Annotated in this window: 14 protein-coding genes; 6 read left to right on the top strand and 8 right to left on the bottom strand. The window is 73.3% G+C overall.

All coding sequences use genetic code 11. The features are described 5' to 3' along the window. Positions 1–25: 25 nt before the first annotated feature. From ABD979_RS04780 to ABD979_RS04760, 5 genes are all read right to left on the bottom strand, one after another. Positions 26–1,030, bottom strand: coding sequence for a hypothetical protein (locus ABD979_RS04780; RefSeq protein WP_345506295.1), 1,005 nt, complete (start codon positions 1,028–1,030; stop codon positions 26–28). A 1-nt stretch (position 1,031) separates the two neighbouring features. Next, complete coding sequence (locus ABD979_RS04775) at positions 1,032–1,520, bottom strand: helix-turn-helix domain-containing protein (protein WP_345506294.1); 489 nt, start codon at positions 1,518–1,520, stop codon at positions 1,032–1,034. 70 nt (positions 1,521–1,590) lie between these two features. Next, entirely contained in the window at positions 1,591–2,445 is an 855-nt protein-coding gene (locus ABD979_RS04770; RefSeq protein WP_345506293.1) for a beta-keto acid cleavage family enzyme, read from the bottom strand. A 36-nt stretch (positions 2,446–2,481) separates the two neighbouring features. Further along, on the bottom strand, positions 2,482–3,525 hold the full coding sequence (gene ygfZ / locus ABD979_RS04765) for a CAF17-like 4Fe-4S cluster assembly/insertion protein YgfZ (protein ID WP_345506346.1): 1,044 nt from the start codon (positions 3,523–3,525) through the stop codon (positions 2,482–2,484). A gap of 51 nt (positions 3,526–3,576) precedes the next feature. Further along, positions 3,577–4,074: a heme-binding beta-barrel domain-containing protein gene (locus tag ABD979_RS04760; protein WP_345506292.1), complete on the bottom strand. Its 498-nt coding sequence runs from the start codon at positions 4,072–4,074 to the stop codon at positions 3,577–3,579. 23 nt (positions 4,075–4,097) lie between these two features. Between ABD979_RS04760 and ABD979_RS04755 the strand changes: the two genes are divergently transcribed. Then, positions 4,098–4,469, top strand: coding sequence for a DsrE family protein (locus tag ABD979_RS04755; RefSeq protein WP_345506291.1), 372 nt, complete (start codon positions 4,098–4,100; stop codon positions 4,467–4,469). A gap of 137 nt (positions 4,470–4,606) precedes the next feature. On the opposite strand, the gene ABD979_RS04750 is transcribed toward ABD979_RS04755, so the two are convergent. Together ABD979_RS04750 and ABD979_RS04745 are read right to left on the bottom strand one after the other, a co-directional pair. Continuing rightward, complete coding sequence (locus ABD979_RS04750) at positions 4,607–5,377, bottom strand: hypothetical protein (RefSeq protein ID WP_345506290.1); 771 nt, start codon at positions 5,375–5,377, stop codon at positions 4,607–4,609. A gap of 15 nt (positions 5,378–5,392) precedes the next feature. Next, positions 5,393–5,686, bottom strand: a complete 294-nt coding sequence (locus ABD979_RS04745) for a MoaD/ThiS family protein (protein WP_345506289.1) — start codon at positions 5,684–5,686, stop codon at positions 5,393–5,395. A 66-nt stretch (positions 5,687–5,752) separates the two neighbouring features. Between ABD979_RS04745 and ABD979_RS04740 the strand changes: the two genes are divergently transcribed. Further along, on the top strand, positions 5,753–6,502 hold the full coding sequence (locus ABD979_RS04740; RefSeq protein WP_345506288.1) for a response regulator transcription factor: 750 nt from the start codon (positions 5,753–5,755) through the stop codon (positions 6,500–6,502). A gap of 113 nt (positions 6,503–6,615) precedes the next feature. Here ABD979_RS04740 and ABD979_RS04735 read toward each other — a convergent pair whose 3' ends face one another. Continuing rightward, positions 6,616–8,436, bottom strand: coding sequence for a bifunctional metallophosphatase/5'-nucleotidase (locus ABD979_RS04735; protein WP_345506287.1), 1,821 nt, complete (start codon positions 8,434–8,436; stop codon positions 6,616–6,618). 159 nt (positions 8,437–8,595) lie between these two features. Between ABD979_RS04735 and mshD the strand changes: the two genes are divergently transcribed. The 4 genes from mshD to ABD979_RS04715 are packed head-to-tail and all read left to right on the top strand — an operon-like array spanning position 8,596 to position 13,717. Next, on the top strand, positions 8,596–9,555 hold the full coding sequence (gene mshD, locus ABD979_RS04730; protein WP_345506286.1) for a mycothiol synthase: 960 nt from the start codon (positions 8,596–8,598) through the stop codon (positions 9,553–9,555). Then, positions 9,552–11,861 carry an RNA degradosome polyphosphate kinase gene (locus ABD979_RS04725; protein WP_345506285.1) on the top strand — a complete coding sequence of 770 codons (2,310 nt, stop codon included), beginning with the start codon at positions 9,552–9,554 and terminating at the stop codon, positions 11,859–11,861. Before mshD ends, ABD979_RS04725 begins: the two co-directional genes overlap by 4 nt. A 22-nt stretch (positions 11,862–11,883) precedes the next feature. Beyond that, positions 11,884–12,318 (top strand): VOC family protein, encoded by a 435-nt coding sequence (locus tag ABD979_RS04720; protein ID WP_345506284.1) that lies wholly within the window; start codon positions 11,884–11,886, stop codon positions 12,316–12,318. Between the two features lie 16 nt (positions 12,319–12,334). After that, positions 12,335–13,717 (top strand): DUF1731 domain-containing protein, encoded by a 1,383-nt coding sequence (locus ABD979_RS04715; protein WP_345506283.1) that lies wholly within the window; start codon positions 12,335–12,337, stop codon positions 13,715–13,717. Positions 13,718–13,747 lie beyond the last annotated feature (30 nt).

Genomic DNA, 13,747 nt, shown 5'->3' with positions numbered 1-13,747 from the left:
GCGAGCGGGGCTCAGCGCGCGTCGGTCAGCTGGAGGCCGACGTCTTCTTCGCGGTGCGCTTGGCCGGCGTGGCCTTCTTCGTGGCCTGCTTCGTGGCCCCGGCGGCGGTGCCCGTGGCCGAGGCGGCCTTCTTCGCGGTCGTCTTCGCGGTCTTCCGCGCCGCGCGCTTGGCCGGGGCGACCTTGCGGGCCACCGTGGCGTTGGCGTCGTCGGTCGTGGCGGAGCTGCGGGCGGCGACCTTGCGGGTCGTCGTCGCCTCGACGGCGTTCGCCTTGCGCGTGGCGGCGGACTTCTGCGCGGCCGAGCTGCGGATCGCCTTCTCGTGCTTGGCGGTCCGCTTCGGCGCGACCGGGGCGGCAGCCGACTCGACGGCGTCCGCAGCGGCCTCGACGCGCGAGCCGAGCTGCGAGGCGTCCTCGGCGACGACGTCGAGCAGCGTCTGGGCGACCTTCTCGCCCTCGTTCACGGCCGTCTCGGCCACGCGACGACCGCGGGTGACGGTGGCCGTGCCCTTCTCGGCCAGGTCGTACGCGGTGCGCTCGCCCTGGGCGCGGAGGTCGGTGACGACCTTCTCGCCGCGGGCGGCGGCGGCGTCGTACTGGTCCTTGGCGTTGCTCGCGAGCACGAGGCCCTCGTTGATGACGCGCGCCGGGAGGTCCTGGGCCTGCGTGACGAAGCGCTCGGCATACGTCGTCGCCAGCTTCTGCAGCTCGGCGGTGCGCGTCTGGAGGTCGGCGATGCGCTTCTGCAGGTCCTTCTGCATCTGGTCGGCCTCCTTCTTGGCGCCCTTGCGCAGGTCGGCGCCCTTGGCCTGCTTGCGGGCGACCTCGAGCTGCTCGCCCGCGGTGCGCACCGTGTCGATCGCCATGTTGGCGGCGCCGACGACGGCGTAGAACGGCGTCGGGTCGACCGTCACCTCGGGCACGCGGCCCTCGATCTGGCCGAGCTGTCCACGCACGTCGGCGACGGCCGCCTCGGCCTGCTTCTGTGCGTCCTTGATCGCCTTGCTGATCTTGTCGGTGAGTGCCATCTCACTGCTCCTTCTCGTTGAGCTCGGTGCGTCCTGGGGTGGCGCCGGCCGCACTGCCGGTCGCGAGGCGTCGGCGCGGTGCGCCCGACGCGGTGGTCGGTGGGGTCGGTGGGGTCGGAAGGGTCGGCGGGCTCGTCGCGTCCTCTCCGACGAACGACCGGTAGATCTCGACGAGCACCCCGCGCTGCCGGTCCGTGAGGGCCGGGTCGGCGGCGATGGCGGAGAGGACGTCGGAGCCGGCGGCAGGGTCGTCGCCGGCCCGCTCGTCGAGGATGCCGGCCCGGACGTAGAGCGACTCGGCCGAGACCTGCAGACCCTTGGCGATCTGCTGGAGGATCTCGGCGCTCGGGCGCTTCAGCCCCCGCTCGATCTGCGACAGGTAGGGGTTGGAGACCCCGGCCATGTCGGCGAGCTGACGCAGTGACAGCTGGGCGCTCTCGCGCTGTTCGCGCAGGTAGGCCCCGAGGTCGGGTAGCGGCAGCTTGCTCATGCCTCCATTGTGCTAACTACAGCAAGCAGATTGCAAACTCTGGGCAGCGTGAGTCCCGCCACAGTGACGGTCAGCGGGTGCGGCGGTCCCTGATCGCGAGCGTCTCCCGCGCCTGGGCGGTCGTCATCGGCGGGCGCTGCATGACCGTGGCGATCTCGGCGGCGCGCGCGACGAGCTCGCGGTTGTGCGCGACGGGGCGGCCCTTGGCATACATGAGGTTGTCCTCCATGCCGACGCGCAGGTGCCCGCCGGCCGACAGCGCGGCTGCGACGATCGGCAGGTGCGCACGGCCGATGCCCGTCGCCGACCAGCTCGTCACCTCGGGCGGCAGCATCGCCACGCCGGCGAGGAGCGCCTGCGGCGTGCCCGGCATCGCGCCCGGCACGCCGGTGACGAAGTCGACGTGCACCTTGCCGCCGTAGGGCAGGCCGCACTCGTCGATGAGCCGCCGCAGCGCGTGCACGTGGCCGAGCTCGAAGAGCTCGAACTCCGGCACGACCTGCCGCTCCTGCGCCTGTCGGTAGAGGTCGACCATGAAGCCCCACGGGTTGAGGAAGACGCCGTCGCCGAAGTTCGTCGTGCCGCAGGTGAGCGAGCAGGAGTCGGGGTTCGCGTCGAGCACGGTGAGCCGCTTCTCGAGCGGGTCGGTGATCGCCCCGCCGGTCGAGAGCTGCACGATCAGGTCGGTCGCCTCACGCACGCCGACGACGGCCTCCTCGAGGAAGGCCGCCTCGAGCGTCGGCTGGTGCTCGCGGTCACGCACGTGGATGTGGATGAGCGCGGCGCCCGCCTGCTCACAGGCGATCGCGGTCTCGACGAGCTCCTCCGGCGTCGTGGGCAGCGCCGGCACGTCCGCCTTGGCGCTCTCGGCCCCCGTGGGCGCGACGGTGATCAGGGTGCTCGCGGCGGTGCGTGCAGGGCTCATGCGGCCCATCCTGCCAGCGCCGCGCGGCGCCGCCGGTCAGGGGGCGACGATCGTCGTCTGCGCCGCCGACGAGTCGTCGACGAGGAGCTCGAGAGCGGGGTCGGTGTTGCGCTTGATGACGGCGAGCGCGATGGGCCCGTCGACGTGGTGGCGCCCGACGGAGGTCACGCGGCCGACGACCCGGTCACCGGCTCGGACCTCGCTCCCCTGCGCCGGCAGCACGTGACCCGACCCGTCGAGGTGGAGGAAGACGATGCGCCGCGGTGGGCGCCCGAGGTTGTGGACCCGGGCCACGGTCTCCTGCCCGCGGTAGCAGCCCTTCTGCAGGTGCACCGCGGTGCGCAGCCAGTCGAGCTCGTGGACGATCGTGCGGTGGTCGGTGTCGACCCCGAGCCGCGGACGCCACGCCGCGATGCGCAGCGCCTCGGCTGCCCAGAGCCCGGCCAACGGCCGATCCCCCACGGCCGCAGCGAGATCCGTCCGCGGCACGATGACCTCGCGCCACGAGCGGTCGACGCCGGGGTGACCGTCCTCGGGGCCGTATGCCGTCGTGTCACCGACGAGGTCGGGCCACGGGTCACGCCACGCGAGCGGCTCGCCGTCGACCGACTCGCTGTCGTGCGGCTCGCCGAGCACCGCCCAGTCGTCGGTGACGAGGGCGACCTCGACGCGGAGCATGAAGCGCATCTTCTCGAGCCACTCGACGAGGGCCTGACCCGCACCGGGCTCGGTCGTGACCCACGTCGTCTCGCCGTCGTCGACGAGGTGGAGCGAGTGCTCGACGTGGCCCTTGGGGCTGAGGATGAGGGCCTCGCGCGACTGGCGCGGCTGAAGTCCGAGGAGGTGCTGCGTCGTCAGCGAGTGGAGCCAGCTGAGCCGGTCGGGGCCGGTCACGGTGACGACGTCGCGATTCGAGAGGTCGACGACCGCGAGGCCCTCCTCGAGGAGGCGCTGCTCGCGCATCGGGTCGCCGTAGTGAAGCGCCACCCCAGCCTCGAGGCCCTCGCCCGCCACGGCTCCCGGCCGCGACAGCAGGGGGCTCCTCGTCGTCGGTCGGGTGGGCAGCTCCAGGTCGCTCATGCTGGGTGGAACACTCACGGCATACGCCTCATTCCGGTGTCATGGGGTGGGTCACTCGACGCGCTTGAGGGTGGCGGACACATGGCTCTGGAGCTCTTGGCCCACGGCGGCCATGTCCATGACCCACATCAGCTGCGACTCGACGAGGCCGTACATCCGCGTCGCCGCGTTGTACTCCTTCGCGCCGGGCGCGCGCAGCACGCCGTCGGTCTTGAGCTGGATCTTCGCCGGCTCCATGGCGCCGTAGTAGAGCTCGAGGATGCCGGTGGGGTGCGCGAGCAGCAGCTCGACCTCGCCGTTCTCGAGCGGGCGCCAGAAGCCCGACTCGACCGCTGCCGGCCGCACCTTGGCGCCGTTCTCGGAGTCGAGGATCCACGCGCGGCTCTCCCACTTGAGGAAGCCACGGCCGTCGTGGGTGACCTCGATCTCCTGGCCGAAGTGCGCCGACTCGATCGTCGGGTAGCCGACGACGCCCGCGCCCTCCCAGCGTCCGATGAGCCAGGCGAGGGGTCGCAGCGGCTCCGGGATGTCCTGGTCGAGGTTGAACATGCGCCCGATCGTAGCCTGAGGGCATGGACTCCCCCGCACGCTCGCTCGTCGTCAAGGTCACCGCCGGCACCGAGGCCCCCGAGCGCCTCTCGCAGGCCTTCACCGTCGCCGCCACCGCCGTCGCCAGCGGCGTCGACGTGTCCCTGTGGCTGACGGGCGAGTCGACGTGGATGGCGGTCCCGGGCCGCGCCGAGGCCTTCGAGCTCGCGCATGCCGCCCCGCTCGGCGAGCTGCGCGACGCCGTGCTCGCGGGTGGCCGGCTCACGGTGTGCACGCAGTGCGCGGCCCGCCGGGAGCTCGCGCAGGAGCAGCTCGTCGACGGGGCCGTGATCAAGGGCGCCGCGGTGTTCGTCGAGGAGGTCATGGCGCCGGGGGCCCAGGCGCTCGTCTACTGACGGCACCCACCACAGGTGGCCCCTCGACGGTGGCGGACCCACGAAGAGTGGCCCCTCGACGGTGGCGGACCCGCAGAGAGTGGCCACTCGACGGTGGCGGACCCACGAAGGGTGGCCCCTCGACGGTGGCGTGGGGGTCAGGTGAGGGCGGTGGCGAGGTTGATGACGGCGCCGACGGCGAGCACCGAGGCGGCGCCGGCGGCCAGCTGGCCGCGCAGCGTCGGCAGCTCGGGCTCGAGGGCGAGCACCCTGCGCAGCGCCCACGAGACCACGCCGACGGCGGCGCCGATCGCGAGGGCCGTGCCCGGACCCACCTCGTCGAACCGCGTCGACACGACGGCGGCCACGACGGACGCCACGACCGCGGTGCCGACGAGGCCCACGGCGCCGACGGCGCCGGGCCGGGCGCGCAGGGCCGGGGCGGCAGCGAGGAGGTCGCCGAGGACGGCGGCCACCACGGCGGCGAGCGCCACGACGGCGACGGCCCGACCGCGGTCGCTCTGGGCGGCGACCACGGCGGTCGCCCCGGAGGCCGTGACCGCGAGGCCGCCGAACGACGACAGGAGCGTCAGCACGAGGCCCTCCCGACCCGAGCGGCGCACCAGCTGGCCGAAGAAGGCGAGCACGAGCCCGAAGGCGACGGCCGCGGGCAACCAGCGCAGCCCGGCGTCGCGGGCGGAGAGGACGATCGCGACCGCGGCGACGGCCAGCACCCCGGACGTGGCCGACGGGGTGGCCGATCCGGTGATCCGCGGCCAGCCCCAGGCGACGACGAGGGCGAGGGCGAGGGTCACCGCGACGGTGCCGGCGTACCCCGTCGCCTGGGCGGCCAGGAGCGCGAGGCCCGAGACGAGGGTCGCCGCGAGCAGGACCCAACGGATCCGGACGGCGGCGGCGGTGTCAGGCACGCCGGTCATTGTGCATCACCCGCCGGCGAAGGGCGGCAGCACCTCGACGGTCGCGCCCGCCGCGACGGCCGAGTGACGGCCCACCTTGGCGCCGTCGAGCAGGAACGTCGCGACCTGCGCGACCCGCTCGAGCTCCGGGTGCAGGGCCACGGCGGCGTCGACGACCGCACCCACGGTCGTGCCGGGCAGCAGCTCGGTGTCACGGCCGGCCGCGGCACGGGCGGCGGCCCAGTAGCGGACCGTCACGGCCCCGACCGCCGTCGGGTCCGCGTCGTCGGGCGCCTGCTGCGCGGGCGTCGTCGAGGTCATCTCACTCCGTCTCAGGGTTGGTGCGGTCCGGTCCGCACGTGACCAGTCTCGCCTATCCTGCATGAGATGGCCCGACTGCTGCTGCTCACCAACGCGCTCGCCCCGAGCGCCGAGGTGCTGCCTGCCCTCGGCCTGCTGAGCCACACGGTGCGCATCCTCCCGGCCGAGGCCGCCGCCCTCGTGGACTCCCCCGACTGCGACGCGGTGCTCGTCGACGCGCGCCGGGAGCTGGCGAGCGCGCGCTCGCTCTGCCGGGTGCTGCGCACCACCGGCATCGCGGCACCGTTGCTGGCCGTCCTCACCGAGGGTGGCCTCGCCGGCCTGACCGCCGAGTGGGGCCTCGACGACGTCATCCTCGACACGGCCGGGCCCGCCGAGGTCGACGCCCGGCTCCGCCTGGCGCTGACCAAGGGCCAGGACGACGACGCCGCGCTCGACGTGCCGATCACCTCGGGCGACCTCGTCATCGACGAGTCGTCCTACTCCGCGAGGTTCCGGGGCAACCCGCTCGACCTCACCTACAAGGAGTTCGAGCTGATCAAGTACCTCGCGCAGCACCCCGGCCGGGTGTTCACCCGGGCCCAGCTGCTCCAGGAGGTCTGGGGCTACGACTACTACGGCGGCACGCGCACCGTCGACGTGCACGTGCGCCGGCTGCGCGCCAAGCTCGGCCCCGACCACGAGGCGCTCATCGGCACCGTGCGCAACGTCGGCTACCGCCTCGTCCCGGACCGCCCCGAGGCCGCCGCACCGGCCCCCGCACCCGCGAAGGCACCGGCGAAGGCACCGGCGAAGGCGCAGCCCGCCGACGCCTGAGGCGACCCACCCGCACGCCGGGCCGACCCGGCATACGGACCCAGGCGCACGAACGGCCCGGCTCCACGAGGGAGCCGGGCCGTCCACGGCGGCGGCGCGGGTGCGCCGTCAGGTCACGGCGCCTTGGTGATGCGCGTCAGCGGGCCCGGGGTGTAGCCACCCTGGCCCTCGAGGCCGGTCAGGTAGTTCGCGAAGGCGTCGATGTCGAGGCCACCGAAGTACTTGCCCGTGCCGTCACGGAAGGCGGGGAAGTTGTCGCCGCCGTCGGAGAGGAAGTTGTTCGTCACGATGCGGTACGACGCGGCCTTGTCGATGGGCGTGCCGTTCAGGGCGACGGTGCCGTCGACGACGCTCGAGCCGTTGTGCGTGTAGCTGAAGCCCTTGCTCACCTGCAGCACCTTGGCCGCGGTGCCGGCGTTGGCCCCGGCCCACTGCTGGTTCAGCACGTCGTAGACCTGCTGGCCCGTCAGGGTCATCGAGACGAGGTAGTTGTTGAACGGCTGGACCGTGAACGCCTCCTCGAAGGTGACCTTGCCGGCCGGCTCGCCGTAGGGGCTGTTGGCGTAGGTGAGGTCGGCGCGGATGCCGCCGGGGTTCATGAACCCGATGACCGGCGTCTGCCCGCCCGTCACGACGGACGGGTCGGCGAGCTGGGCGTCGGCGATGAGGTCACCGAGCTGCGACTCCCCGGCGACGTTCTGCGTCTTCGTGACGTCCGCGGAGATGGTGCCGACGATCTTGCTCGCGATGGTCTTGACGAGCTCCTTGTACTTCGCGATGAGCGCGGTCTGGGCCGGGTCGGCCGCGACGGTGCGCGTCACGAGGTTGTTGCGCGAGTCGGCCTCCGTCGGGCGCACGAGGTCCTGCGTCCAGCGGTCGTAGCGCACCTCGGTGTCGTTGTAGAGGCGCCCGAACGACGACGCCGACGTCACGAGACGCGGCTTGCCGTTCGAGTCGGGGATGGCGCAGACGTACGGCTGGTGGGTGTGTCCCGAGATGACCATGTCGATCTCCGGGCGGAGGTTCTTGACGATCGGGATGATGGGCGAGTCGGCCGACAGCGTGCCGCCGCCCTTGCACGTGTAGTCGTAGGGCGTGCTGGCCGGCGGGGTGCCGCCCTGGTGCACGAGCACGACGATCGCGTTGACGCCCTGGCGCTTGAGCTTGGGCACGAGGGCGTTGGCCGTGGCCACCTCGTCCTTGAACTCGAGGCCGGCGATGCCCGAGGCGGTGACGATCGAGGGCGTGTCCTTGAGGGTCATGCCGATGAAGCCGACGCGCGCGCCGTTCGGGAAGCGCTTGATCGCGTAGGACGGCAGGATCGTGCGGCCGGTGCGCTTCTCGACGACGTTCGCGGCGAGGTACTGGAAGTCGGCGCCCTTGAACCGGCCTGCGGGGCAGGAGTTCTGGTTGTTCGCGCCGTCGCCGTCGTCGATGCAGCCGCCGCGCTGGAGGCGCTGGAGCTCCTTGTAGCCCTCGTCGAACTCGTGGTTGCCCACGGCCGTGATGTCGAGACCGAGCGTGTTGAGCGACTCGACGGTCGGCTCGTCGTGGAAGGCGGCCGACAGCAGCGGCGAGGCGCCGACCATGTCGCCGGCGGCCACCGTGACGGTGTTCTTGTGGCCGATGCGGGCCTGCTTGAGGTGCGTCGCGAGGTACTCGACACCGCCGACGTTCGTCGTGTCGGTCGTCGCCGGACCCGTCTGGAGCCGGCCGCTCGAGCCGCTCGGGGCCTCGAGGTTGCCGTGGAAGTCGTTGAACGACAGGATCTGCAGGTCCGCGTAGCGGCTCGGCACGGGCCAGGGCCAGTGGTGGCCGCCGTGGCCGCCACCGTGCATCGGCGTCGCGGGCGCGGCGAGCGCCGGGGCCGCCACGGCCGCCGCGCAGACGGCGGCGAACGCGACTCCCGTGATGCGGCGAGTCTTTCGGGTCATGTGCTTCCTCTTTCACTCCGGTGCGTGCCTCCGCGGCACGAGAGGGAGGCTAGCGGCGCGCGGGGCCGGGTGGGGCGCTGGACGGTGTCGGCTCGGTGAACGGCACCCGGCCACCCGCGGGGCCGTCGCGCCGGGCGGAGCCTGTGGTGGAATCGCCGTATGCCGCGCCCGACGGTCGCCCAGCGCGACGAGACCCAGCCGCTCACCGACCGCGAGGCCGAGGCCGTGCTCGCCCTGGCCGCTGAGGCCGCCCGGGCCGACGGGTCCGAGCCGCTCTCGGAGCAGTTCCGCCTCTCCGTGCGCGCCCGGGAGCACGACGGCGTCGACCACCTGCTCGCGCTCGGCGCCGACGGGGAGCTGCTCGGCTACGCGCAGTGCCGCCGCGCGGACCCGCACCCGTCGGCGGAGCTCGTCGTCTCCCCGCGGGCGCGCCGCGGGGGCGTGGGCTCCGCGCTGCTGGGGCGGCTGCCCGCCGACGCGCGGGTGTGGAGCCACGCCACGGGGGCCGGCGCCGAGGCGGCCGCGGCCTTCGCCGCTGCCGGCGGCCTCCGGCCGGTGCGCTCGCTCCACGTCATGGGCCGGTCGCTCCGGGCGGGCACGCCCTGGCCCGCCGCCGCGGTGCCGAGCGGGTATGCCGTGCGCTCCTTCGAGCCCGGGCGCGACGAGGAGGCGTGGCTGGCCCTCAACGCCGCCGCCTTCGCGCACCACCCCGAGCAGGGCTCGCTGCGCCGGGCGGACCTCGACCAGCGGATGGAGCAGGCGTGGTGGAACCCGGCGGGGCTGATCCTCGTCGTGCCCGACGACGACCCCGACGTGCTCGCGGCCTCGCACTGGACCAAGGTCGACCCGCCGGACGGCAGCGTCGGCGAGGTCTACGTCGTGGCGGTCTCACCGGACCGGCAGGGGCAGGGCCTCGGCCGGGTCGTCACGGTGCTGGGCCTCGACCACCTGCGCTCGCGCGGTCTCGAGCGCGTCGTGCTCTACGTCGACGAGGACAACGTCGCCGCCGTGCGCACCTACCGCGGGCTCGGCTTCGAGGACGTCGAGCTGCACCGCCAGTTCGCGCGCCCGGACGACTTCACCTCCTCGTCACCCAACGGTGCCACGATGGGGTCATGAGCACCGGCAGCCTCACCTCCACCGACCTCGAGATCCAGACGGACGGCTCGGCCACGCCCGAGGCGTCCGAGCTCTCCGACACCTCCGAGGCGGCCGAGGTCAGCTCGTTCACGAGCACGGTGCCCACCCGGCGCGTGCCCGCGCGGGCCCCGAACGGCCGCTTCGTCGGCCAGGGCGGTCAGTCCGACGGCGACGACGACCTGCCGGCCGACCGCTACCTCGAGCGCGAGCTGTCGTGGCTGCAGTTCAACGAGCGGGTGCTCCAGCTCGCGATGGACCCGGCCGTGCCCCTGCTCGAGCGCACCCGGTTCCTCGCGATCTTCGCGAACAACCTCGACGAGTACTTCATGGTGCGGGTGGCGGGGCTCAAGCGCCGCATCGCGACCGGCCTCGCCGTGCGCACCGCGGCCGGCCTCGAGCCGCGTGAGCTGCTCGAGCGGGTGGCCCGCCTCGCGCACGAGCTGATGCAGCAGCACGCCTCCGTGTTCCAGCACGACGTGCGGCCGTCGCTCGGCGACGAGGGCATCACCATCGTGCGCTGGGACGACCTCGACGAGGACGACCGCGAGCCGCTCCACTTCTTCTTCGCCGAGCGGGTCTTCCCGGTGCTCACCCCGCTCGCCGTCGACCCGGCGCACCCGTTCCCCTACATCTCGGGGCTCTCGCTCAACCTCGCCGTGCTGCTGCAGAACCCGAAGACGGGCTCGGAGCACTTCGCGCGCGTCAAGGTGCCGCCGAGCCTGCCCCGCTTCATCCTCGTCGAGGAGGACGTCGACGCCGAGGTCGAGCGCAAGCGCTTCGTGCCGCTCGAGGACGTCATCGCGAGCCACCTCGACCAGCTCTTCCCCGGCATGCTCGTGCAGGAGCACTTCTCCTTCCGGGTCACCCGCAACGAGGACCTCGAGGTCGAGGAGGACGACGCCGAGAACCTGCTGACGGCCCTGGAGAAGGAGCTGACGCGCCGGCGCTTCGGGCCGCCGATCCGCCTCGAGGTCGAGGACGACATCGACCCCAAGGTGCTCGACATGCTCGCCCGCGAGCTGCAGATCAGCGACCGCGAGATCTACCGGCTGCCGACGCCGCTCGACCTGCGCGGCCTGTTCACCATCGCCGACGTCGACCGCAGCGACCTCGAGTTCCCCAAGTTCTTCCCCCGCAGCCACCCCGACTTCGCGCCCACCGAGAGCGCCAAGGCGATCGACCTGCTCGCGGCGGTGCGGCAGAAGGACGTCCTCGTCCAGCACCCCTACAACTCGTTCTCGACGTCCGTGCAGGCCTTCATCGAGCAGGCCGCGAACGACCCCAAGGTCCTCGCGATCAAGCAGACCCTCTACCGCACCTCCGGCGACTCCCCCATCATCGACGCCCTCATCGACGCCGCCGAGGCCGGCAAGCAGGTGCTCGCCGTCGTCGAGATCAAGGCCCGCTTCGACGAGGTCAACAACATCTCCTGGGCGCGCAAGCTCGAGGAGGCGGGCGTGCACGTCGTCTACGGCGTCGTCGGCCTCAAGACCCACGCCAAGCTGTGCCTCGTCGTGCGCCAGGAGTCCGAGGGCCTCGTGCGCTACTGCCACATCGGCACCGGCAACTACAACCCGAAGACGGCCCGTGTCTACGAGGACTTCGGCCTCTTCACCACCGACCCGCAGGTCGGCGAGGACCTCTCGCGCCTGTTCAACCTGCTCTCGGGCTTCGCCCCCCGGAGCAAGTTCAAGCGGCTGCTCGTCGCGCCGCGGTCGGTGCGCTCGGGTCTCATCGACCTCGTCGACGACGAGATCGAGCTCCACGAGGCCCGACGCAAGGACGCCCCGCCCGGTCGCATCGTCATCAAGGCCAACTCGATCGTCGACGAGGCGCTCATCGACGCGCTCTACCGCGCGAGCATCGCCGGCGTGCACGTCGACATCTGGGTGCGCGGCATCTGCGCGCTGCGTCCCGGCGTCGAGGGCCTGTCGGAGAACATCCGGGTGCGCTCGATCCTCGGGCGCTTCCTCGAGCACTCGCGGGTCTTCTGGTTCGACCACGGCGGCGACCCGCAGGTCTACATCGGCAGCGCCGACATGATGCACCGCAACCTCGACCGTCGCGTCGAGGCGCTCGTGCGGATCTCCGAGCCCGCCCACGTCGTCGAGCTCGCCGACCTCATCGACCTCGCCTTCGCCGAGACCACCTCGCGCTGGGACCTCGGCTCCGACGGCCGGTGGACCCGGCACCACCAGTCGGAGTCCGGCGAGCCCTTCGACGACCTGCAGGAGAAGCTCATCGAGCGCCACGACAAGCGACGCCGCAAGGCCCGTCGCCGCTGACCGCGCCCCTAAGGTGGGCGGCATGGCGAGCGTCAGGCAGGTCCAGGTCACCGTCGACTGCGCCGACCCCGAGCGGGTCGCCCGGTTCTGGTGTGAGGTGCTCGGCTACGTCGTGCCGCCTCCCCCGCCGGGCTTCAAGGACTGGGGCGCCTTCGACCGCTCGCTGCCGGCCGAGCGCCAGGGGTCGGCGTTCGCGTGCGTCGACCCGACGGGCGCCGGGCCGCGGCTGTTCTTCCAGCGGGTGCCCGAGGGCAAGGTCGTCAAGAACCGCGTGCACCTCGACGTCCGCGTCGGCACCGGCCTGCGCGGCGACGAGCGCCTCGCGGCCCTCGAGTCGGAGGGCGACCGGCTCGAGCGGCTCGGGGCGCGCCGCGTGCAGCTGCTGCGCGCCGACGGCTTCACCGAGTCGTGCCTCGTCATGCAGGACGTCGAGGGCAACGAGTTCTGCCTCGACTGAGCCCTACGGTGTGGGCATGACCTGGCAGCGCACCCACGCCCAGCACCTCGCCGCCGACCCCGACGCCGTCTGGGCGGTCGTCGGCGACCCCCGCCGGTGGCCGGAGTGGTGCGCGGCGATCCACGAGGTGACCGTCGACGGCCCTCCGCGCAGCGGGGCCACGGCCGCCTACCTGCCGTCCGTGCGCTGGGCCCGCGAGCTGCACGGCCGCACCGCACCGCCGCTGCGGGTCGTCACCCTCGACGCGCCCCGCACCCTCGTCGTCGAGCAGCCCAACCCCGGCGGGGTGATGCGGGTCGAGTGGACCGTCGACCCCGACGGCACCGGCACGCTGCTCCGGCAGCGTGTGATCGTGACGGGCCCGCTCACGACGCCCGTCGTGCTCGGCGTCGCCCGCTCGCTGGCCGACGGCTGGCCCGAGCACGTCGCCCGGCTGGCTGCCCTCGTCGTCGTCCCCTCCCGCGACCTGCGCAAGGTCGTCGTGGCCGGGGGCTCGGGCACGCTGGGGCGCAGCCTCGCCGCCGACCTCACCGCGCGGGGTCACGAGGTCGTGCTCCTCACCCGGCGGCGCGACCCGCGCCTGCCCTACCGGCAGACCGAGTGGGACGGCATCCGGCAGGGGGCGTGGACCCGTGAGCTCGCCGAGCCCGCCCGCACCGCCGTGGTCAACCTCGCGGGCCGCCTCGTCGACGCCCGCCCGACGGCGCGGACCGTCGACGAGCTGCGCACGTCGCGGGTCGACCCGACGCGCGCCCTCGTCGAGGCGAGCCGCGCACTGCCCCGCCCGCTCGCCGCGTGGGTGCAGGGCTCGACGACGGCCATCTGGTCGGACGCCGGCGAGGCCCGCGTCACCGAGGGCATCCCGCTGCCCACCGGCGCGGACGCGCTGCCCCAGATGACGGGAGTGGCACGGCCGTGGGAGGCGGCCGTGGAAGGCGCGGCCACGGACCACCTCGTCGTGCTGCGCACCTCGATCGTCCTGCAGGCCGGGTCCCCGGCGTTCGACCGCCTCACCGGCCTCACCCGCCTGGGGCTCGGCGGCCGGGTCGGCGGCGGGCGCCAGTGGTTCAGCTGGATCCACGTCGACGACTGGCTGGCCGTCGTCCGGGGCGGCCTGGGCCTGCCGTCGGGCCCCGCCCTGCCCGACGGCGTCGTCGTGGGCGCAGCGCCGACCCCGGTGCGCAACGCCGACCTCATGGCCGCCCTGCGCCGGCACCTGCACCGGCCGCCGTCGCCGCCCACGCCCACCGTCGCCGTGCGGGTCGGCAGCATCGCGCTGCGCACCGACCCGGCGCTCGGACTGACCGGGCGACACTGCACGTCCGACGTCCTCCGTGACGCGGGGTTCACCTTCGCCCACCCCACGCTCGAGCGTGCGATCGCCGACCTGCTCAGCTGACGGCATACCGCCCCTCGGGACGTCGGGGCG

Source organism: Terrabacter aeriphilus (assembly GCF_039542985.1).
Lineage (GTDB): Bacteria > Actinomycetota > Actinomycetes > Actinomycetales > Dermatophilaceae > Terrabacter > Terrabacter aeriphilus.
Note: the sequence above shows the minus strand (reverse complement) of the source record. Positions and strands in the feature narration are given on the sequence as shown.

Excerpts from the sequence above, each read along its gene's own strand:
- ABD979_RS04780 (WP_345506295.1), bottom strand. The coding sequence starts at position 1,030 with ATGGCACTCACCGACAAGATCAGCAAGGCGATCAAGGACGCACAGAAG.
- ABD979_RS04745 (WP_345506289.1), bottom strand. The coding sequence starts at position 5,686 with ATGACCTCGACGACGCCCGCGCAGCAGGCGCCCGACGACGCGGACCCG.
- ABD979_RS04715 (WP_345506283.1), top strand. The coding sequence starts at position 12,335 with ATGACCTGGCAGCGCACCCACGCCCAGCACCTCGCCGCCGACCCCGAC.
- ABD979_RS04775 (WP_345506294.1), bottom strand. The coding sequence starts at position 1,520 with ATGAGCAAGCTGCCGCTACCCGACCTCGGGGCCTACCTGCGCGAACAG.
- ABD979_RS04740 (WP_345506288.1), top strand. The coding sequence starts at position 5,753 with ATGGCCCGACTGCTGCTGCTCACCAACGCGCTCGCCCCGAGCGCCGAG.
- ABD979_RS04735 (WP_345506287.1), bottom strand. The coding sequence starts at position 8,436 with ATGACCCGAAAGACTCGCCGCATCACGGGAGTCGCGTTCGCCGCCGTC.
- ABD979_RS04755 (WP_345506291.1), top strand. The coding sequence starts at position 4,098 with ATGGACTCCCCCGCACGCTCGCTCGTCGTCAAGGTCACCGCCGGCACC.
- ygfZ (WP_345506346.1), bottom strand. The coding sequence starts at position 3,525 with ATGAGCGACCTGGAGCTGCCCACCCGACCGACGACGAGGAGCCCCCTG.
- ABD979_RS04760 (WP_345506292.1), bottom strand. The coding sequence starts at position 4,074 with ATGTTCAACCTCGACCAGGACATCCCGGAGCCGCTGCGACCCCTCGCC.
- ABD979_RS04725 (WP_345506285.1), top strand. The coding sequence starts at position 9,552 with ATGAGCACCGGCAGCCTCACCTCCACCGACCTCGAGATCCAGACGGAC.
- ABD979_RS04770 (WP_345506293.1), bottom strand. The coding sequence starts at position 2,445 with ATGAGCCCTGCACGCACCGCCGCGAGCACCCTGATCACCGTCGCGCCC.
- ABD979_RS04720 (WP_345506284.1), top strand. The coding sequence starts at position 11,884 with ATGGCGAGCGTCAGGCAGGTCCAGGTCACCGTCGACTGCGCCGACCCC.
- mshD (WP_345506286.1), top strand. The coding sequence starts at position 8,596 with ATGCCGCGCCCGACGGTCGCCCAGCGCGACGAGACCCAGCCGCTCACC.